This is a genomic window from Exiguobacterium sp. SH0S1 (assembly GCF_004337165.1).
Lineage (GTDB): Bacteria > Bacillota > Bacilli > Exiguobacteriales > Exiguobacteriaceae > Exiguobacterium > Exiguobacterium aurantiacum_A.
This window is the reverse complement of record NZ_SJVC01000004.1, coordinates 176,956-197,639: the sequence shown is the minus strand read 5'-3', so window position 1 is coordinate 197,639 and position 20,684 is coordinate 176,956. Positions and strand designations below refer to the sequence as shown.

General features: G+C 54.5%; 15 protein-coding genes. 13 read left to right on the top strand and 2 right to left on the bottom strand.

Annotation, left to right across the window (positions count from 1 at the left end):
- Nucleotides 1-19: 19 nt before the first annotated feature.
- The 12 genes from EVJ20_RS11605 (at nucleotide 20) to clpB (ending at nucleotide 17,911) form a co-directional block, all read left to right on the top strand.
- Nucleotides 20-2,305 carry a bifunctional diguanylate cyclase/phosphodiesterase gene (locus EVJ20_RS11605; RefSeq protein WP_236636396.1) on the top strand — a complete coding sequence of 762 codons (2,286 nt, stop codon included), beginning with the start codon at nucleotides 20-22 and terminating at the stop codon, nucleotides 2,303-2,305.
- 175 nt (nucleotides 2,306-2,480) lie between these two features.
- Nucleotides 2,481-4,223 (top strand): adenine deaminase C-terminal domain-containing protein, encoded by a 1,743-nt coding sequence (locus tag EVJ20_RS11600; protein ID WP_131465780.1) that lies wholly within the window; start codon nucleotides 2,481-2,483, stop codon nucleotides 4,221-4,223.
- Between the two features lie 67 nt (nucleotides 4,224-4,290).
- Nucleotides 4,291-4,596 carry a YerC/YecD family TrpR-related protein gene (locus EVJ20_RS11595; RefSeq protein WP_016509246.1) on the top strand — a complete coding sequence of 102 codons (306 nt, stop codon included), beginning with the start codon at nucleotides 4,291-4,293 and terminating at the stop codon, nucleotides 4,594-4,596.
- A gap of 35 nt (nucleotides 4,597-4,631) precedes the next feature.
- Complete coding sequence (locus EVJ20_RS11590) at nucleotides 4,632-6,014, top strand: TrkH family potassium uptake protein (protein ID WP_083274110.1); 1,383 nt, start codon at nucleotides 4,632-4,634, stop codon at nucleotides 6,012-6,014.
- Nucleotides 6,015-6,026: 12 nt separating this feature from the next.
- Nucleotides 6,027-6,260 carry a hypothetical protein gene (locus EVJ20_RS11585; RefSeq protein WP_016509263.1) on the top strand — a complete coding sequence of 78 codons (234 nt, stop codon included), beginning with the start codon at nucleotides 6,027-6,029 and terminating at the stop codon, nucleotides 6,258-6,260.
- Between the two features lie 91 nt (nucleotides 6,261-6,351).
- On the top strand, nucleotides 6,352-7,032 hold the full coding sequence (locus EVJ20_RS11580; protein WP_131508244.1) for a heptaprenylglyceryl phosphate synthase: 681 nt from the start codon (nucleotides 6,352-6,354) through the stop codon (nucleotides 7,030-7,032).
- A 40-nt stretch (nucleotides 7,033-7,072) separates the two neighbouring features.
- Nucleotides 7,073-9,289: a DNA helicase PcrA gene (gene pcrA / locus EVJ20_RS11575; RefSeq protein ID WP_131508242.1), complete on the top strand. Its 2,217-nt coding sequence runs from the start codon at nucleotides 7,073-7,075 to the stop codon at nucleotides 9,287-9,289.
- Nucleotides 9,290-9,298: 9 nt separating this feature from the next.
- Nucleotides 9,299-11,293 (top strand): NAD-dependent DNA ligase LigA, encoded by a 1,995-nt coding sequence (gene ligA / locus EVJ20_RS11570; RefSeq protein WP_131465778.1) that lies wholly within the window; start codon nucleotides 9,299-9,301, stop codon nucleotides 11,291-11,293.
- Between the two features lie 255 nt (nucleotides 11,294-11,548).
- Nucleotides 11,549-12,979: an LPXTG cell wall anchor domain-containing protein gene (locus EVJ20_RS11565; RefSeq protein WP_131508265.1), complete on the top strand. Its 1,431-nt coding sequence runs from the start codon at nucleotides 11,549-11,551 to the stop codon at nucleotides 12,977-12,979.
- A gap of 205 nt (nucleotides 12,980-13,184) precedes the next feature.
- Nucleotides 13,185-14,294 (top strand): CamS family sex pheromone protein, encoded by a 1,110-nt coding sequence (locus EVJ20_RS11560; RefSeq protein WP_236633753.1) that lies wholly within the window; start codon nucleotides 13,185-13,187, stop codon nucleotides 14,292-14,294.
- 140 nt (nucleotides 14,295-14,434) lie between these two features.
- Complete coding sequence (locus EVJ20_RS11555) at nucleotides 14,435-15,301, top strand: DnaJ C-terminal domain-containing protein (protein ID WP_070328816.1); 867 nt, start codon at nucleotides 14,435-14,437, stop codon at nucleotides 15,299-15,301.
- A gap of 18 nt (nucleotides 15,302-15,319) precedes the next feature.
- Nucleotides 15,320-17,911, top strand: coding sequence for an ATP-dependent chaperone ClpB (gene clpB / locus EVJ20_RS11550; RefSeq protein ID WP_070328817.1), 2,592 nt, complete (start codon nucleotides 15,320-15,322; stop codon nucleotides 17,909-17,911).
- A gap of 33 nt (nucleotides 17,912-17,944) precedes the next feature.
- On the opposite strand, the gene EVJ20_RS11545 is transcribed toward clpB, so the two are convergent.
- Together EVJ20_RS11545 and hemG are read right to left on the bottom strand one after the other, a co-directional pair.
- Complete coding sequence (locus EVJ20_RS11545) at nucleotides 17,945-19,018, bottom strand: TIGR04053 family radical SAM/SPASM domain-containing protein (protein ID WP_070328818.1); 1,074 nt, start codon at nucleotides 19,016-19,018, stop codon at nucleotides 17,945-17,947.
- Nucleotides 19,015-20,382 (bottom strand): protoporphyrinogen oxidase, encoded by a 1,368-nt coding sequence (gene hemG, locus EVJ20_RS11540; protein ID WP_131508240.1) that lies wholly within the window; start codon nucleotides 20,380-20,382, stop codon nucleotides 19,015-19,017. The genes EVJ20_RS11545 and hemG overlap by 4 nt, the downstream gene beginning before the upstream one ends.
- A gap of 111 nt (nucleotides 20,383-20,493) precedes the next feature.
- Between hemG and EVJ20_RS11535 the strand changes: the two genes are divergently transcribed.
- Entirely contained in the window at nucleotides 20,494-20,673 is a 180-nt protein-coding gene (locus tag EVJ20_RS11535) for a hypothetical protein (protein ID WP_070328819.1), read from the top strand.
- Nucleotides 20,674-20,684: the final 11 nt, after the last annotated feature.

The window sequence follows — 20,684 nt, the reverse complement described above, 5'->3', positions numbered from 1 at the left end:
AAGGAAGAAGGTGGTCGACGTGCGCATTCGGACGAAGCTGATGATTGCGATTGCCGTGAATATACTTGTGTTTGTCAGTGTCATCTTTTTTGTGATTCGTCCCTACTTTATCGAGAAAAGCATGGAGCAAGACCGTCAAACGGTCGAGAGTCAAATTGCGAGTGTGACCGAGACGCTCGCGAATCGAAAAAGTACGCTTGAACGGACGCTCGTCGACTGGGCGGTTTGGAACGACACGTATGCGTTCATTCAAAATCAGAACGATTCTTACATAGCGAGCAATATAAGTGAGGAGTCGCTCGAAAACTTGAGTGTGCAAGCGATTGTGTACTTGAACCGTGAAGGTGAGGTCCACTATTCGACATTCCGTCAAGAAGACGCCCCGTTGTCTAAAGCGGATCGGCAAACGATCATCTCAGATATTACGAATCGGTTGAGCCCGGGCCTAGAAAAACAAGACGGTGTATATGACAGCGACTATGGACCGATCCTATACGCCAGTCACCCGATCTTACGGAGTGACACGAGCGGACCTGTTCAAGGAACGCTCGTCATGCTTGAATTTGTTGACGCGGATTTTTTGGCAGACTTAAGCGCCCAAACGAAAATTCAGCTGACGATGCAGCCTGTCCAACATAGTGAGACGAAGATGACGCTCAAAAACGAGGGGACCGAGGTCGTCGTGCCACTCGATACCGTCTTTCAAACGGCAGACTTTGAAGTCGGCTTTATCGTCGAACCGACCCATTACCAGAACACGATCTCGATGCTGAGGCTCGGGATGTTGTCGTTGCTTGCTTTAGCGTTAGGTCTGTTCTTGTCACTTCTATGGACGATTCATCATGTTGTGATTCGGCGGGTGATGGAAATCGTCGATGAGTTGAAACACATCACGGTCGAGCGCGATAGCCGGCTCCGTCTGCGTCGAGATCAACATAGCCGAGACGAGATCGAACAGATGGCGACGAGCATGAACGAAGTGCTCTCGGCACTCGAAGATACGCGGGCAGAAGTGCTCGATCGCGCGTTTCGCGATGCGTTGACGTTACTGCCGAACCGGCTCGCCCTCGAAGACTATTTTTCGACCGTGAGGGGGAGCCATGAACGGATCGGTGTGATCGGTTTAGACTTAGACGACTTCCGACGTATCAACGACCAGTTCGGTCACCGTACCGGTGATGCCGTCTTGATTTATATCGCGTCGCGTTTGAATTTCTATAAAGAAGCCGGATTTGCGGCCCGGCTCGGTGCGGATGAGTTCATTTTCTTGCATCCGGATTGGACACTCGAAGAATTGAAGCCGATCGCGCGACGGCTGACGAAAGACTTGAAAGACTGGTCCGACATGAACGGTGTCAAAGGGATGGCTGCGACGATCGGTCTTGATGTGTTTGCCTGTCGCGAGTCGCATCATACGTACGAAGTCATGATGGGACGGCTCGACGTCGTCATCCATGAGGCCAAGCTGTCCGGTAAAAATCGGACCTTGTCGTTCCAAGACATCGAGGATGGAAGCCACTATCTCCAGACGCTCGAGATGGAGCGTGACTTACGCTACGCGCTTGAACATGATGAGTTTGAACTGTACTACCAACCGATCGTGTCCCCGCGCCCGTTCGCTGTCCGCGGGGTCGAGGCACTCATTCGCTGGAACCATCCGGGGAAAGGACAAATTTCGCCGGGGCTGTTTATCCCGATTGCGGAGCAGCTGGGACTCATCTCGGACATCGGGCGCTGGGTACTCAGGCAGTCCATATTGGAGATGAAAGAGCACGCAGCCCGCCATCACTTGTTCTTGTCGATCAACGTCTCAAAGCGTCAAATCGCGGACGGTTCGTTCCTTCAGGAGTTAGAGGATGTGTTGCATGAAACAGGGTTTGACCCGCTCCTGCTCCATGTCGAGATTACGGAGAGCGAGGTCGGGGGTAACTTGTATGAGCTGCAACAGTTCATCCGTTCGCTCAAAGCGATCGGCGTCAAGATCTCACTCGACGACTTCGGTGTCGGCACATCGTCGCTGTCGTTCTTGCAATCGCTGCAACTCGACATCATCAAAATCGATCAAAACTTCGTCAAAGGGATTCCCGAGAACACGTTCGACCGGGCCCTCCTCGAAGGACTTTACCAGACGTTCCATACGCTCGGGCTCGACATCGTCACCGAAGGGGTCGAACGTCCGGAACAGCTCGCGTTCGTGCTCGAGCATAGCGGTTCATTGATTCAAGGCTACCATTACAGTAAGCCGGTTCCGCTCGCGCAACTGGAGCATTATTTGAAGAAAACGGCAACGATGTACGATTGGTGAAGGCGCCTCTGTGAAGAGGCGTCTTTATTATGTGAATTTCGTGTGAATTCCGTTACAATTGGCAACATAGCTTGCAGGTGTTTCATAGAAAAGGTAAACTTGAAACAAATGAAAGAAAACGCTTACAATATTATTTTTTGATACTATTGAAGCGATTAAGGGAGGACTGGGTTCGATGCCTTTAAAACGATCGGCGCGGGCACCGTGGTCAAAAGCGATGATTCGCTCACAACTTGAAGTCGTGGATCAATTGCGACCACCTTCGCTCGTATTGACAAATGCCACATACTTAAACGTGTACGTGAAACAGTGGAAACAGGCTAACATATGGATTGAAAACGACCGCATCGTTTACGTCGGACCAGACGTGCCGGATTCGGCCGTCGAGACGGTCGACATGACCGGGAAATATATCGTACCAGGTTACATCGAGCCGCACGCGCATCCGTTCCAACTTTATAATCCGGCGACGCTGTCGAAGTATGCAGGCGAGCGGGGTACGACGACGCTCGTGAACGATAACATGCTTCTTTTTTTACAAGACAAGGAGCAAGCGTTTGCGCAACTCGAGGCGATTCAACAGCTCCCGACGAGCACGTATTGGTGGGCTCGGCTCGACACGCAAACCGAGCTCGACCGCGACAGCGTCCTCGTCGACTCGGAGCGCGTCCACGCTTGGTTCAATCATCCTGATGTCGTCATGGCCGGAGAATTGACGGCTTGGCCGCGTACGTTAAAAGGTGACGATGAGATGCTCCAATGGATGCTCGACGCGGAGACGTGCGGTCTCCCGGTCGAAGGACATTTCCCAGGCGCGTCCGCGAAGACGTTGACGAAGATGGCGTTGATGGGTGTTCACAGCGACCATGAGGCGATGACGGCGAACGAGGCGTTATGCCGACTCGAACATGGTTATACGACGACGCTCCGCCATTCGTCGATCCGTCCCGATTTGCCGGGCATGATCCGCGGGTTATTGGACGCAGGTCTCGAAGCGTACGACCACTTGATGGTGACGACGGACGGTTCGACCCCTGGGTTTTATCAAGACGGCCTTCAGGACGCGCTCGTGAAGATTATGATCGAGGCGGGTCTGCCTGCCATCGAGGCGTATCGGATCGTGTCGCTCAACGTGGCGCGGCATTTCGGACTCGATCACGTCCTCGGCTCGATTGCGCCGGGACGGATCGCCCACCTGAACATCCTCGATGCGATCGATGAGCCGCGTCCGTCGGCCGTCATCGCTAAAGGCCAATGGATCTACCGGGACGGGGCTTCGCTCTTCCCGAACGAACTCATCGAGGCGGCGCTCGCGCTCATGCCGGCGACCGACGTCACGATCGACTTGACGCCAAACGATTTATCGTTCAGCATGCCGGTCGGTCTCGATATGGTCAATTCGGTCATCATGAAGCTGTTTAAAATCACACACGACACCGGTCAAGACGAACTGCCGCGCGACTGCGACGAATCGTTCTTGATGCTGTTAGATAAAGAAGGAAAATGGCGGCTCAATACGGTGCTGAAAGGGTTCGCCAACGATTTCGGCGGTCTTGTCAGCTCGTATTCGATCAGCGGCGACTACTTGATCCTCGGGAAGTGTAAACAAGACATGTTGATGGCGTTCGAACGGATGAAAGAGCTCGGCGGCGGGATCGTCCTCGTCGACAGAGGGGAAATCATCGCGGAAATCCCGTTACCGCTTTGCGGGATGACTTCGACAGAGCCGCTCGAACAATTGATTGTCCAAGAACAACGGTTGCGTGCCGAGCTGATTGCCCGCGGCTATCACTTCGAGGACCCGGTCTATACGTTGCTGTTCCTGGCGTCGACCCACTTGCCTTACGTCCGGGCGACACCGCTCGGTATATACGAAGTTATGAAAAAACAAATACTATTTCCGGCGATTTTACGATGAACAGTTGAGTCCGAGCCGGTCGTGCTTTAGAATGATAAAGAAGTACGATGAGAGAGGATGCTTGCGGATGCAACTCGATAAATTACGAGGACGAGAGCTCGATCAGCTTTTTGAAGCGATTTTGAAGCTCGACACACTCGAAGACTGTTATCAACTATTCGAAGATTTAGCGACCGTCAACGAAGTGCAGGCGTTGTCCCAACGGTTAGAAGTGGCACGCCAAATTCGTGAAGGCAGCACGTATCATAAAATTGAAGAAGCGACAGGTGCTTCGACGGCCACGATTTCCCGCGTCAAGCGTTGCTTGAATTACGGGTCAGGCGGCTATGATCTTGCCCTTGAACGTCTACAACAATCAGAAGGTGACTCGTAAGAGTCATCTTGTTTTTGATGGAGAGGAGGGGCGAGATGCAAGATAAGTTCATGAAGCGAAATTTACAGCTATTTTTCCGGAAATTGACGCCAGTCCAGACGCTCGTTTTAATTTATAGCGCGGCGGTCGTCCTTTCCGTGGTTTTATTGGCTCTGCCGATCGCAAGACAACCTGGTGTCACCATCACGTTCACCGATCTCGTCTTCTTCGCGGTCAGTTGCGTCAGTGTCACCGGACTCACCCCGATCGTCGTGACCGATACGTTCTCGACGTTTGGACTGTTCATCATTTTATTCATCGTTCAAGTGAGTGGGGTCGGTTTGATCAGTCTCCACGTCATCATGTGGATCTTGCTCGGGAAACGGATCGGATTCCGCGAGCGCCAGTTGATTTTGCGCGACCAGAACCAGACGTCGATGTCTGGCATCGTCAAATACATCGCGGAAATCGTCATTACCGTTATCGCGATCGAAGCGGTAGGGGCGATCCTGCTCGGGGTCCATTACTTAAACTACTTTGACACGGCCGGAGAGGCGTTCCTGCAAGGCTTATTCGGTTCGATCAGTGCGACGACGAACGCCGGGTTCGATATTACCGGCAGCTCGCTCGCACCGTTCCGTGAAGACCCGTTCGTCATCTTCACGCAAATCGTGCTCATGACCGGCGGCGCGATCGGCTTCCCAGTGCTCGTCGAGATCCGGACGTACTTGACGAACCGGATCAGTCGCAAGAGTGAGAACTTCCCGCGTCGTTTTTCTTTGTTCACAAAGTTGACGGTATCAACGTTCTTCAGTTTGATCGCCGTAGGTACGGTCGGTCTGTTCTTGTTCGAATACAATAACGCGTTCAAAGATTTACCGCTTTGGCTCGCGCTTTCCGATTCGTTGTTCCAGTCCGTGACGACGCGAAACGGAGGGCTGTCGACGGTTGACGTCAACTTGTTCTCCGAAGGCAGTATGCTGCTCTTATCCATCTTGATGTTCATCGGGGCCTCGCCGTCTTCTGTCGGCGGGGGGATTCGGACGACGACGTTCGCCGTCGCCGTGCTCGGGGTCATCGCGTTCATTCGCGGGGACTCATCGATCAAGGTGTTCGGACGTGAGATCGTGCTCGAAGATATATGGAAAGCGTTCGTGATCATCACGGTATCGCTTGCTGTATTACTGACCGGAGTGTTGATTCTCACATTCTTTGAGGACGCATCGCTCACGCGCATTTTGTTTGAGGCGTGTTCGGCGTTCGGGACGACCGGGCTCTCGGTCGGGCTCTCGTCGGAGTTTAGCAATGTCGGCAAATGGGTGCTTACCATTCTCATGTTCATCGGTCGGATCGGTGTCATCGCCTTCATCTTGCTCTTGCAACGGAGACAGCCGAAGCGAATGTACAACTATCCGAAAGAATCGATTATTTTAGGTTAAGGAGATTGTGACATGAAGGCATTTTGGATCAATTTCGGTTACGTGTTCGCTGTTCCGGTGTTGCCGTTTATCGCTGTTGTGAACGGGACGGCGCTTTGTTCGCCGGATTCACCGCTACTCGATATCCCTGTGCTTGGCTTTTTCTTGGCCAACCCGCTCTGGTTCGTCCCGGTCTATGGTTTGTTCGCGCTCCTCGTCGCCAAATGGTTGACGGAGCGCGAGCGTAGCCGGACCGCACGTACATGACTTGCTTCGGCAAGTCTTTTTTTTGTCCAACAGATGCAACATGTCCTAAAAATCGCTACACTAGAGAAGGTATCGAATGGAGGGAAGATGGATGGATTTTCAGACGTGGCGCCATGTGTTTAAACTGGACCCGAACAAACAGCTCGATGAATCGGCACTTGCCGCGCTCGTCCGTTCAGGTACGGACGCGTTTCTCATCGGTGGTACGGACGGGGTCGATGCGGAGAACACGTTCGCCCTTTACGCACGGCTGCAAGGTTACGGGATTCCGGTCGCGCTCGAGATGAGTCATCCTGAACACGCCATCCGTGGATTCGATCATTACTTTATCCCGACGGTGTTGAACGCCGGCACCGTCGATTGGGTCGTCGGTCATCAAATGCGGGCTTTCGAACGGTACGGCCATCTGTTTGACTCAAACAACGTAACCGGGCAAGGGTATATCGTCTTGAATCCGGAGGCGAAAGTGGCCGCTGTGACCGGGGCGAGAGCAACGTTGACGCTTGAAGAAGTCGTCGCCTACGCGGAAACAGGTCATCACCTGTTCCGTCTCCCGTCGCTTTATCTCGAATATAGCGGCACGCTCGGTTCACCTGACGTCGTCAAAGAAGTGAAGCTGGCTTTACCCGATGCCCACGTGTTTTATGGGGGCGGCATCGACGGGAGCGACACGGCCCGGATGATGGCCGAATACGCCGACACGATCGTCGTCGGCAATATCATTTACGACAATCTCGAAGGGGCGCTTGCGACTGTGCAAGTAGTCCGTTAAAATAAGAACAAATGTTTGGAAATAAGGAAGGATACCCCCTATGTATAACTTAAGCGAAGAATTAGTCAAAGGCATGAACCCGCCACAAGCAGAAGCGGTCAAATATACAGACGGTCCGCTCTTGATCATGGCTGGTGCCGGATCAGGTAAGACACGTGTGTTGACGCATCGCGTCGCCTATTTGATGGCGTCGAAACAGATCGCGCCATGGAATATTCTCGCGATCACGTTCACGAACAAAGCAGCCCGTGAGATGAAAGACCGGATTGCCCGTCTCGTCGGCGGCGTGGCAGACGACATTTGGATTTCGACGTTCCACTCGATGTGTGTGCGCATCTTGCGCCGCGACATCGACCGGATCCGTTACGACCGTAACTTCTCGATTTTGGATTCGTCCGATCAGCTCACGGCGATCAAGCAAGTGCTCAAAGAGTTGAACCTCGATCCGAAGAAGTACGAGCCCCGGACGTTACTCGGCATGATCTCGAACCATAAAAATGAACTGCGCACAGCGAAAGACGCGGCCGGACTCGTCGGCAACAATCCGTACGAAAAAGTCATCTCGGACGTCTACACGGCGTATGAGAAGAAGCTGAAACACAACAACGTCCTCGACTTCGATGACCTCATCATGAAAGCGATCCAGTTATTCGAAGAAGCCCCGGACGTGCTCGCGTTCTATCAGAAGAAGTTCCAATACATCCACGTCGATGAGTATCAAGATACGAACCGGGCCCAGTATACGCTCGTCAAGATGCTCGCGGCCGCTCACGAGAACCTATGTGTCGTCGGTGACTCGGACCAGTCGATCTATCGCTGGCGCGGGGCCGACATCGCCAACATTTTGACGTTCGAGAAAGACTATCCGAGCGCGCACGTCATCTTGCTCGAACAGAACTATCGGTCGACGAAACGGATTCTAGAAGCGGCGAACGGGGTCATTAAAAACAACTCGAGCCGTAAAGACAAAAACTTATGGACCGATAACGACGAGGGAGAGAAACTGCTCATCCACGTCGCCTCGGACGACCGGGACGAAGCGTTCTTCATCATCAACGAGATGAAAGAACTGCGTCAAGAAGGCATCGAATACGGCCAGATGGCCGTCTTATATCGGACGAACGCTCAGTCGCGTGGTCTCGAGGAAACGTTGCTCAAGTCGAACATCCCATACAAGATGGTCGGCGGCACGAAGTTCTATGAGCGTAAAGAAATTAAAGACATTCTGTCGTACTTGCGCTTGATCGCCAATCCGGACGAGGACCTCTCGTTCGTCCGCGTCGTCAACGAACCGAAACGCGGCATCGGCGCGGCGACGGTCGATAAGCTCGGCGACTTCGCCGGTATGCAAGGCGTCTCGCTCATGGAAGCGATTCGCGACATCGAACTGTCGGGCATCGCGCCGCGAGCGGCGACGAAGCTGACCGAGTTCCGCCAGCTCATGATCGACCTTCGGCAAATGGCAGACTATTTGTCGATCTCTGAACTGATTGAAGAAGTGCTGAAGAAGTCAGGCTATGAAGAGATGCTTAAAATCGAGAAGACGCTCGAAGCCGAGAGCCGCCTCGAGAACTTACAAGAATTTCTCTCGGTCGCTCAAAACTTTGAGAAGGAGAGCGAAGAGCAGACGCTCGTCGCCTTCTTGACCGATTTGACGCTCGTCTCAGACCTTGACTCGCTTGAAGAGGTCGATGAGTTGCATCAAGTGACGCTCATGACACTTCACTCGGCGAAAGGGCTCGAGTTCCCGGTCGTCTTCTTGATCGGGATGGAAGAAGGGTTGTTCCCGCACAGCCGTTCGTTGAATGACCCGGAAGAGATGGAAGAAGAACGCCGTCTCGCCTACGTCGGCATCACCCGTGCCGAGAAGCGCCTGTATTTGACACGGGCCCAGTCGCGCATGTTGTACGGACGCTTCCAAAACAATCCGGAATCCCGTTTCTTGCACGAGTTGCCGGAAACGCTGCTCGAACGTTCCGGCAAAGCGAAGAAAGCGATGCCGTGGAATCCGGTCGAATCACCTGGGAAGTTGCCAGTCAACGGGTTCAGCTCGAAACCGAAACCAAAAGTCGCCCAATCGTCCGGTGCCGAGTCGATGAGCTGGCAAGTCGGGGATAAAGCGAATCATAAAAAATGGGGACAAGGGACGGTCGTTCAGACACGCGGCGAGGGCGATCAGCTCGAACTTGATATCGCCTTCCCGCAAGTCGGCATTAAGCGCCTGCTTGCCAAATTTGCCCCGATCGAAAAAGCGTGAGGTGATCGTATGGAGATGACAGAACACGTCGAAACGTTACGACAAAAGTTGAACCAATACGGCTATGAATATTATGTGCTTGACCGGCCGAGCGTCCCGGACGCCGAGTACGACCGGCTCATGAACGAGTTGATTCAAATCGAGACGGACTATCCGGAGCTTAGGAGCCCGGATTCGCCGACGCAACGCGTCGGCGGCGCCCCGCTCGATGCGTTCGTGAAAGTGACGCACGATACCCCGATGCTCTCGCTCGGCAACGTGTTCTCGAAAGACGATTTGATCGAGTGGGTCGAGCGGATTGAAAAAGATCTTGGCTATGCCCCGTTGTTCGTCGCCGAGCTGAAGTTCGACGGTCTTGCCGTCTCGCTCAAATACGAAGACGGTCGCCTCAAGCGCGGGGCGACGCGTGGAGACGGGACGACTGGTGAAGACATCACGCAAAACTTGAAGACGATTCGCACGATCCCGCTCCGTCTGAATGAGGATGTGACGTTCGAAGTGCGCGGCGAGGCGTATATGCCGAAACGTTCGTTCGAACATTTGAACGACGAGCGGGAACGCCTTGGGGAGCCGTTGTTCGCCAATCCGCGTAATGCGGCCGCGGGGTCGCTGCGTCAGCTCGATTCGAAGATCGCGTCGTCACGAAATCTCGCCTTCTTCGCGTATGGGCTCGTCTCAAACGATGAGCTCGTCGCGTCACATGATGAGTCGCTCGAATACTTGAAGCGTCTCGGGATCGCCGTGAGCGGGGAATATACGACATGTCGGACAGCGGACGAGCTGTGGGACTATATCGAGATGTACGTGACGAAACGTTCAGAACTTCCGTATGAGATTGACGGGATCGTCATCAAAGTCGCGGCTTACGAAGAACAAGAACAGCTCGGTTTTACGGCCAAGAGTCCGCGCTGGGCCGTCGCCTATAAATTCCCGGCCGAAGAAGTCGTCACGACGATCGAAGACGTCGATTTCAGTGTCGGACGGACGGGGAAAGTGACGCCGCGGGCCCGGTTCGCGCCGGTCGCGGTCGCGGGATCGACCGTGACGTACGCGACACTCCATAACGAAGACTTCATCAAAGAGAAAGACCTTCGGATCAACGACCGGGTCGTCATTAAAAAGGCCGGGGACGTCATTCCGGCCGTCGTGTCCGCACTCGTCAGCGAACGGACCGGGAACGAGGCAGAAATCGTTTTCCCGACCCGGTGCCCGGCTTGTGAGTCCGAACTCGTCCGCTTAGACGGTGAGGCGGATCATCGCTGCGTCAACCCGGAATGTCCGGCCCAACTGCTCGAAGGGCTGATTCATTTCGTGTCACGACCAGCGATGAATATCGACGGTCTCGGTGAAAAAGTCATCACCCAGCTTCATGAGGCCGGCCTCGTCCATAACGTCGCCGACTTGTACGTCCTCGAGCGAGAAGCACTCCTTGATTTAGAACGGATGGGTGAGACGTCAGTGACGAACTTGCTTGCCGCAATCGAACAATCGAAACAGAATTCGCTTGAACGGGTGTTGTTCGCCCTCGGGATTCGTCTCGTCGGTCAGAAAGCGGCCTCACTCATCGCAGAGCGGTTCGAGACGATGGACGCGATTATGGACGCCTCGGTTGAAGCGTTGATCGAGATTGACGGGATCGGGACGAAGATGGCGGAATCGATCGTTCTTTACTTCGAGAAGCCTGAGGCGCGTGAACTCGTCCGTGAACTCGATACGGCCGGTGTCAACTTGACATTCAAAGGAGTGAAGCGGTCCGTCGCCGCCGACGCCCCGCTCGCTGGTAAGACGGTCGTCTTGACCGGGAAGTTGTATGAGATGACACGCGGTGAGGCGGGAAAACGATTAGAACTCCTCGGCGCGAGCGTGACCGGAAGTGTCAGTAAGAACACCGATCTCCTCGTCGCTGGCGAGAAGGCAGGTTCAAAACTGTCGAAAGCCGAAGCGCTCGGTGTCGAAGTATGGGATGAATCGAAACTGCTCGCCTTTTTAGCGGAACACGTCTGAACGGAAGACCCTCAAAGAAGCGAGGGTCTTTTTTCATTGACTTGATTTATAAAAATCTCAGTATATGGACGGATTCACTAAAGTGGTGGACGGGTAATGAATAGTAACAACAAAATTGTAAAATTTTTCTGCAACCGAGGTACTCTTGACACCACGACTCGTGCACACTCACCCTCTATCTCCCCTCCGTGCCAGAGCGCTGTCGTCGGGACATTTTGTCACTGATGGACATACATCTTAGAGGAGGGGACCACCATGCGTAGCGCCACCAAACGGTTCACGGCATTCATCACGTTATTCGTTTTACTCATCGGCATGTGGGCACCAAACGTTCTTTATGCAAGCGACACGACGGAAACGAGCACGCTGTACGTCCAAGTCGATCTCACCGCTGAAGAGCAAGCGACACTAGACGAAGCTAGTCTTGTCTATGCCGATATTACGTATTATGGGGTTCGCGAGACCGCGGACGTCTGGCGTTTTATCGTGGACGTTCAAGCAGTCGAGACGTCCTTGATTGATCAAGTCACGTTATATAACGAGGAAGGCGTGCCGTACTCGTTTACGCCAGCATCGATTACAGCTGAGCTACCGATTGAAGAGCCAGCGCTCGAGGTGACAGAATCTGGTGTCACCGACGAGAGCAGTGAACCAGTGAGCGAAGTGGCAGAACCGGCAACCGAAGCGCCGATGATCGAAGAAGTCGCGGCGACGACGGTCGAACCAGCGGTCGCAATCGGACTTGAAGTCGGCAAAGAGGCGAACATCGACCAAGCCGTCGTCGGAGGGAGCATCCCTTATACGTTCGTCATCGAGAACACGGGCGATGCGACGTTGATGATCACGTCGATTGAAGACGAGTTTTTCAGCGGTGGGATTCAAGACGATGCCGTCACTGCTTTCAACGAGGAAGTACGCAGCAAGTTGACGGCGCTCATCGGTGACGATGGTCTCGCTTCCGGCGAACGCGTCGAAACGACTGTAATTCTCGATGTGCCGAGCGACTACGACCAAGTGATGCATCCTGAAGTTGGGAACATCTTCCGTGTCGCTGCGACTGATGAATCGGGTCGTGTCGTTAACGCCGAAAGTCAGCAAATCGTTTTGCTCAACCGGCTCGATTTCACGGTCACGAAAGTCGCGAACCCGCAAACGGTTCATCCGGGCGAGACGATCCTCTATACGTACACGCTCACGAATACGTCGAACGTCACCCTTTACTTCGTCGACGTGGTGGAAGAGTGGACGAGCGGCGCTTTGACGGCGAAAGAACAACGCGAGACGACAGAGGTGCTCCGCGACGGGATGCGAGCGCTCGCTGAAGTCGAGAACGGATTGATTCCGGGCGAGGAAGTCGTGCTCGAACTAGAAAAAGTGTTGCTGCCGTCATACGATGTTCGAGCCGGGGGGATTTTGACGAACCGGGTCACGTTCACGTTTGAAGTCAACGAGGCAGCTCGCGTCTCTCGGTCGGCGGAAACGACAGTCCACGTCAAACAAGCGATCCCGGAACGGGAAGACGAGGAAGCATACGTACCAGAACCGACCACTCCCGTGTCACCTGAGCAAGGCACATTGCCAATGACCGGCACGACCGAGACGTGGGCTACTGTGATTGGCCTCGTCTTGATCGTACTCGGCCTATTGTTCTTCACACACCGGCGCCGGCCGTCTTCAAAAACTTGATCATACGTCCTTCGATGAAAGTCGAGGGACGTATTTTTGTGATTCTCGACTGATTCCGCTTCGACACTTTTTTCAACAGACGATTTTGTTATAATGGACGAAGTGTATAACGAATTGATTCGTCAAAGGAGTTTGGACATAGATGAAATGGAAACAAATAATAATCCCCGCCCTCGCCGCGACGGTATTTCTCGGTGGGTGTTCAATGAAAATTCCGATGGGGGAAGAAGAAGTGACGCCGACCGGGAACGAGACGACGTCAGAAGGTGTCACACAAGCGATTGAAGCGCGTGACTCGTATTACCAGATGGTGATTCCGTTCAAGCCGGCCGCAGCGCGCGGGCTCGCCCAACGCCAAGTCAGTTCATCGCTCGAACTAGAAGAAGTCGAGCTTGGTCTCATGCGCCATTCGACCGGCGCGTTCGCCCCTGAACAATACGTTTATCAAGAAGGGCAATTATTGAAGGCTGAAGACGTCTCTCGTCTGCTCGGACGAAAAGATAAAACGTCTGAAGGCCTGACACCGCTCAACCCGGCCTATGCGAACGGGACGGCAGAAGTGGCAGAGGACAAGTTCGTTGAAGAAAACAAGAAGTCGCCGCTCTATTTGGCGTCGCTCATCGAACAAAACTATATGACAAAGACGGATAGCGGATATCAACTCGATGGCGTCTCATTCGCCCTCATTTTGAACCGTGAGTACGTCTTCCAGGCCCCGAACTTCGGTCCGACCTATACGGAAAAGTTAGATGCGAAAAAAGTCATCGCAGAAGGGGAACGGATGGCAAATGAACTCGTCGCACAACTGCGGAAGCGTGAAGACTTTAAGGGTCTTGACATTAACGTTGCCCTATACATGAAGTCGGCGCAAGGGTCACCGACACCTGGCAATTATGTCAAGTCAGCGTTCGTCGGGGAAGGTGCGGAAGTAGCCGCGTCTGATTGGAAAGCAATCGACGAGAAGTACTACTACTTCCCATCGAATACGGCGACGACCGAAGTGCGTGATGACGCACAGAAGTTCACGTTGTTTAGCGACCGAATCGCTGATGTCTTCCCTGACTTCAGCGGCATGATCGGTAAAGGATTCTATCAGAACGGTGACTTGTCACGCATCGAGATCGACATCCCGATTCAATTCTACAGCCGGGCCGAACTCGTCGGTTTCACGCAACACGTCGTCGGTTTGCTTGAGAACCGTTGGGAATACAATCGGAACGTCCCGGTGCGTATCAATGTCACCTCACTCGGTGGCACACAAGAAGTGACGATCGTGTTCGAAGAAGGTATGGATACACCGAAAGTTTACTTTTAACAGATGAGGTGCTTCGTAATGAAACGAAGCGCCTCTTTTTTTCGTATGTATTGTAACGAGGAAAATCTTTGACCTTCTTTGACCAAATCGGTAGAATAGACTTAACAGAAACGGGAAAGAATAAGGTGAGGTGAATCGAGATGACGAAAAACTACTATGACGTACTTGGCGTGTCGAAACAGGCATCCGACCAAGACATTAAGCGAGCTTATCGAAAACTAGCGAAACAATATCATCCGGATGTGAATAAAGAGCCGGGGGCACAAGATCAGTTCAAAGCAATCCAAGAAGCGTTCGATGTGTTGAGCGACCCTGACAAGAAAGCGAATTATGACCGTTACGGCAGTCCGGAAGGCCCGACGTTCGGTCAAGGGACGTATGACGGTGACGGATACGGGGAAGGTTCGGCGCAATTTGAAGACTTGTTCCGTCAGTTCGGTGGCGGATCACGCACGACGTCGCGGACGTTCGGATTCGACGACATGTTCGGAAGTTTCTTCAACCAAGCGGTAGAAGAAGATTTAGATGAGACGGTCCGGGTCAACGTGCCGCTCAGTCAGTTGACGAGTGATTCGAAAGTGAGTTTGCGCCTGCAAACGGGTACGGTCAACGTGAAGATTCCGCAAGGCGCCCATGAGGGCCAAAAACTTCGACTGAAAGGCAAGAGCAGCAAAGTCGGTCAATCAGGCGACCGGGGCGATGTGTACGTCGAACTCCATTTCACCGATGACGAGACGTATCGACGAGAAGGAGCGAACGTCATCACCGTCAAACGGTTGCGGCCACTCGCTTTCCTAGACGGTACCGAAGTCGTCGTGGCGACGCTCGACGGCGGCCGCGTCAAGCTTAAAGTCAAACCGGGCTCACGTCCGGGCCAACGGATGCGGATTCCGGGTCGTGGTTTCATGACCGCTTCAAAAGTCCGGTCCGATTTGTTCATCCAACTCGAGGTCGACTTGCCGCTCGACGCCGCCCACCGGTCTGTTTATGAACAACTAGAACGCTGAGCATAAGGAGGAAACAACATGGATTTCAATCGATTTACAGATAAAGCGCATGAAGGGATTGTCAGTTCGCAAGCACTTGCTAAACAGTATCATCATAGCGAGATGAATGAATGGCACGTCCTCGCCTCGATGATTTCGCAAGCTGATGGCATCATTCCACTGTTGTTGCAAAAGATGGAGTTGAACGTCGCGGAGATCGAGGCAGAGGTCGCGATGGCGCTCAAGAACGCACCGAAACTTCAAAACCCGACGACACCGATGATCTCGGCCTCGCTGCTTAACGTGTTGACGACAGCTGAGCGTGAAGCGACCGGTATGAGTGACGAGTACGTCTCGGTCGAACACATCTTGCTCGGCATCCTTCTCAACAAGAGTCAGACGCAAGCGATGCTCGAGCGTAAAGGCGTGACCGAGGACAAGTTGCGCGAGGCGCTCGTCGCCGTGCGCGGCAACCGACGCATCACGTCGAAGTCACCGGAAGCGACGTACGACGTCTTGACGAAGTACGGCCGTGATTTGATTCAAGAAGTGAAGACCGGAAAGATCGACCCCGTCATCGGGCGCGACAGTGAGATTCGCCGCGTCATCCGCATCTTGAGCCGGAAGACGAAAAACAACCCGGTGCTCATTGGGGAGCCAGGGGTCGGGAAGACGGCGATCGTCGAAGGGCTTGCCCAACGGATCGTCCGCGGTGACGTCCCGGAAAGCTTAAAAGACAAGACGATCTTCAGCCTCGACATGAGCTCGCTCGTCGCCGGTGCCAAATATCGCGGTGAGTTCGAGGAACGGTTACAAGCGGTCTTGAACGAAGTGAAAGAGGCGGAAGGGAAGATCCTCCTCTTCATCGACGAGTTGCACACGATCGTCGGGGCCGGCAAAGCGGAAGGCGCGATGGACGCGGGGAACATGCTCAAACCGATGCTCGCCCGCGGTGAACTTCACTGTATCGGCGCGACGACACTCGATGAGTACCGCCAATATATCGAAAAAGACCCGGCGCTCGAACGTCGCTTCCAGCAAGTGCTCGTCGCCGAGCCGGACGTCGAAGACACGGTCTCGATTTTGCGCGGATTGAAAGAGCGCTTTGAGATCCATCACGGCGTCCGCATTCATGATAATGCGCTCGTCGCGGCGGCTGTGCTGTCGAACCGCTACATCACCGACCGGTTCATGCCGGACAAGGCGATCGACCTTGTCGACGAATCGTGCGCCATGATCCGGACCGAGATGGAATCGATGCCAGCGGAACTCGACGAACTCGTGCGTCGCGTCATGCAACTTGAAATCGAAGAGGCCGCTTTGAAGAAAGAGAGCGACGAGGCTTCGAAAAAACGTCTCGACGTGCTCCAGCAAGAGCTCGCCTCGACGCGTGAACAAGCGGATGCGCTCCGCCTGCGCTGGGAGAACGAGAAAGAGTCGACACACCGCGTCCAACACATCCGCGGGGACCTCGAGAAAGTGAAGCTCGAACTGCAAGAAGCCGAGAGCCGCTACGACTTGAACCGGGCTTCCGAGTTGAAGTACGGACGGATTCCAGAGCTCGAACGTGACCTCGCCGAAGCGGAACGTCTCGCCGGCTCGGTGACGCGTGAACTCGTCCGGGAAGAAGTGACGGAAGAAGAGATCGCCGAGGTCGTCTCGAAATGGACGGGCATCCCGGTGACGAAGTTGACAGAAGGTGAGCGCGACAAGTTGCTCAACCTCGAGACGGTGCTGCATCAACGTGTCTTCGGACAAGATGAGGCGATCCGACTCGTCAGCGACGCCGTCATCCGGGCCCGGGCCGGCATTAAAGACCCGAACCGTCCGATCGGCTCGTTCCTCTTTCTCGGTCCGACCGGGGTCGGGAAGACCGAGCTCGGGAAAGCGCTCGCCGAAGCGATGTTTGATTCTGAAGACCACATCGTCCGTCTCGACATGAGTGAGTACATGGAGAAACACGCCGTATCTCGACTCGTCGGGGCACCTCCAGGATACGTCGGCTACGAAGAGGGCGGTCAATTGACCGAAGCGGTGCGCCGCAGCCCGTTCTCGGTGCTCTTGCTTGACGAAGTCGAGAAAGCGCACGCTGACGTGTTCAACATCTTGCTACAACTGCTCGACGACGGTCGCCTGACCGATTCACACGGCCGCGTCGTCGACTTTAAGAACACGATCGTCATCATGACTTCAAACATCGGGGCCGATATTTTACTCGAGGCTGCGAAAGACGGTGTCATCGATGAAGAGGAAGAACGTCAAGTCATCGAGCGGCTCCGTCGCCACTTCCGGCCGGAGTTCTTGAACCGGGTCGATGAGACGATCTTGTTCCATCCGCTCACGCGTGCCCAAATCGGGCAGATTGTCGAGAAAGCGGTCGCTCGGATGGGCAGCCGCTTGACGGCACGCTCGATTCGGATCGAAATTTCGGACGCGGCGAAAGCGTTCATCGCCGACGAAGCGTACGAGCCACAGTTCGGCGCCCGTCCGATCAACCGTTACGTACAACGGACGATCGAGACGAAGCTCGCGCGCGGCATTCTCGCCGGTGACGTCGAGGATGGTCAGACCGTCATGATCGACGTCGAGAACGGAGAATTGACGCTCCGTCCGACGACGGTGGCGTACTAAACAATAAGGAGCACAGGCCTCGGCCTGTGCTCCTTATTTAGCGTGTTCAGGTTGATACGTGCAATACGGTTCCTCTGCCTTATAGTCGCCGGTGACGGCGTAGGCTCGGGCACGCGATCCGCCGCATAAGTAACGGTATTCGCAGTAGCCGCATTTGCCGCCGTGCGTGTCCGGGTCACGCAGCGTCTTGAACACCGGATGTTCCCGATAAATCTCGGCAAGCGGTGTCGTTTTGACGTTGCCGCAGTTGATCGGCAGGAAGCCGGACGGTTGAACATCACCGGTGTGAGAGATGAAGACGAAGCCGTTGCCGTCATTCGTCCCGCGTGGCGCTTTGGCGAGGTCGTCATGCGGATGACCGATCGGCGCGAGTCCTGCGTCTTTCCGTTTTTGATTTTCTTGCCGGGCGACCCGGCGATAGAACTGGGCCTCGGTCGTCGAGATGATGTATGGCACATGTTCTTGCAGCGCGAACGCCCAGCGCAGCACGTCCTCATGTCGTTCCGGCGAGATCGGTTGCAGGAGCGAGCCGCGACCGGTCGGGACGAGGAAGAACAGCGTCCAGACCGAGACGCCGAGCTCACCAACGAGTTTCGCGATCTCTGGCAGTTGGTCGACGTTGTACTCGGTCACGGTCGTATTGATTTGGAACGACATGCCTTCCTCCCGGAAATAGGAGATGCCGCGGATCGTCCGCTCGAAGCTACCCCGTGTCCCCCGGAAATAATCGTGCGCTTTCGCGTCGGCACCGTCGAGTGAGAACGCCCAGCGTGTCAACCCGGCCGCTTTGGCCCGTCTGACCGCGTCATGAGTCACCCGTGGCGTCGCTGATGGGGTCATTGAGACGCGCATGCCGAGTGAAGCCGCGTATTCAGTCAACTCGAACAAGTCTTCACGCATGAGTGGGTCGCCGCCTGTGAAGACGAGAATCGGGTTGTCCATCGCGTAAATGTCACGAATGAGCGCTTTGCCTTGCGCCGTGTCTAATTCATCCGGGTAACGATGGTACTGCGCCTCGGCCCGGCAATGGACGCAAGACAAGGCGCAGGCGCGCGTCACTTCCCAGATGACGATGAACGGGTTCTCGTTGTAATCAATCCGTTTCATGAGCGCACCACCTGCTTCGCCGTCATCGCCCGCATGACGGCCTGTTTGGCGGAATCGACACAGTCGGGAAGCCCGACCCCGTGTAAGATCGCCCCGCACGCCTCGACGCCATCGAGAGCGGCCAAGGCATGTTCGAACGCGTGCACATGTTGCTTATGACCGACCTCGTATTGCGGCATCGTATCGACGTGGCGCTCGACTTTCGTGAAAAGCGGTGTTCCGACGTGTTGAATTTTGCGGAGCTCGTTTAACGCAAACTCGGCGACCGCTTGATCCGTTGCAGCTAATAAGGCGGGAACGTGATCGGAACCGATATAGACGCGCAAGAGCGCCTTACCTTTCGGTGCCATGTGGGGCCATTTCTTATGCATCCAACTGCAGGCGGTCAACGCATTGGCTTCCGCTTTGGCGATGACGTAACCTGTCCCGTCGAGTGCCGCCACATCTTTCTCGTCGAACGCCGCGAGGACGGTGATCGATGAGGTGCGCTTCAATTGAGATAATCGCTCCGCCTCGGGGATTCCGAGGATCGGGCCGAGCGCATTCGGCGAAGTCGCTAAGATGATGCCGTCAAACTGTTCGATCGTACCGTCCTCGAGTTCGATCTCATGAGGGCGGACCGAGGCGACACGGGTGCCGGTGTAGAGGCGGTCGATCGACGGACGGAGCGCCTCGATGAGGATTCCGAGCCCGTTTTGTAATGATAAAAACTTCCCGGCCTCACGCGGTTTCACTCCGGCTTGTACAGGCGGCGTGAGTGCTTTCATGCCGAGAATCAAGCTGCGTGTTTTTTGTTCAATCGTGATAAACTGAGGGAAAGTAGACTCGATGCTCATATCTTGAAGCGTCCCGTTATAAATGCCTGACAGGAGTGGTTCGATCATCGATTCGACGACTTCAGAGCCGAGCCGGGTTCGGAAAAACGTGTCGAGCGAAATGTCTTCGCCCGCATAGACGCGGGGGAGCACCAAGTCCATCCCGGCCCGAGCCTTTCCACGCCACGTGAACAGGTCGGTCTTCACCATCGGCCAAAATTTCGTGGGGATGCCCATGACAGAACCGTTTGGCATTTGCCGTAACTTGTTGCGAACGTATATGTAAGACGTGCCGGTCTGTGAACGAACGAGCTGTTCATCAAGACCGAGTTCGGTGATGAGCTCGGTCAACGTCGGCTTTCTGGCCATATAACCGTCGGGACCGCATTCGAGTACAAATCCGTCCCGATAAACCGTCTTGATTTTCCCGCCGACCCGATCACTCGATTCATAGAGTGTGACGTGTGCACCGGCCTGTTTCGCATAGTAGGCAGCGGCCATACCCGTGATGCCGCCCCCGATAATCGCAATGTTGTTCAATCGATTCACCCATTTCTATATAGTCTTCGAACTAACCGTACCGAGAATATGGGTGTAGACATAGGATAAGTATCACACGGTTCTAGACGAAATTGTCACGGATGAAAGGGAGGGGCGACTATGGTTTGGTTCGGCATCACAGCTTCGATTGTCGTCGTTGGGATTGTCGCATTCATCGCCGCGATGAACCGACATGGAGAGAAGCTTGCCGGGGATGAGGAAAGTCCGCCGGTCATTTGGGCCGACGAAGACTGGTACAAGCCAGGATCGTCCAAAGATGACGGTCCGCCTGATGGCTAAGCTTGAGAAGA

Coding starts and splice junctions, on each gene's coding strand:
- pcrA (WP_131508242.1), top strand. CDS start 7,073: ATGTATAACTTAAGCGAAGAATTAGTCAAAGGCATGAACCCGCCACAA.
- EVJ20_RS11580 (WP_131508244.1), top strand. CDS start 6,352: ATGGATTTTCAGACGTGGCGCCATGTGTTTAAACTGGACCCGAACAAA.
- clpB (WP_070328817.1), top strand. CDS start 15,320: ATGGATTTCAATCGATTTACAGATAAAGCGCATGAAGGGATTGTCAGT.
- EVJ20_RS11565 (WP_131508265.1), top strand. CDS start 11,549: ATGCGTAGCGCCACCAAACGGTTCACGGCATTCATCACGTTATTCGTT.
- EVJ20_RS11560 (WP_236633753.1), top strand. CDS start 13,185: ATGAAAATTCCGATGGGGGAAGAAGAAGTGACGCCGACCGGGAACGAG.
- EVJ20_RS11590 (WP_083274110.1), top strand. CDS start 4,632: ATGCAAGATAAGTTCATGAAGCGAAATTTACAGCTATTTTTCCGGAAA.
- ligA (WP_131465778.1), top strand. CDS start 9,299: ATGGAGATGACAGAACACGTCGAAACGTTACGACAAAAGTTGAACCAA.
- EVJ20_RS11535 (WP_070328819.1), top strand. CDS start 20,494: ATGGTTTGGTTCGGCATCACAGCTTCGATTGTCGTCGTTGGGATTGTC.
- EVJ20_RS11595 (WP_016509246.1), top strand. CDS start 4,291: ATGCAACTCGATAAATTACGAGGACGAGAGCTCGATCAGCTTTTTGAA.
- EVJ20_RS11545 (WP_070328818.1), bottom strand. CDS start 19,018: ATGAAACGGATTGATTACAACGAGAACCCGTTCATCGTCATCTGGGAA.
- EVJ20_RS11555 (WP_070328816.1), top strand. CDS start 14,435: ATGACGAAAAACTACTATGACGTACTTGGCGTGTCGAAACAGGCATCC.
- EVJ20_RS11600 (WP_131465780.1), top strand. CDS start 2,481: ATGCCTTTAAAACGATCGGCGCGGGCACCGTGGTCAAAAGCGATGATT.
- EVJ20_RS11585 (WP_016509263.1), top strand. CDS start 6,027: ATGAAGGCATTTTGGATCAATTTCGGTTACGTGTTCGCTGTTCCGGTG.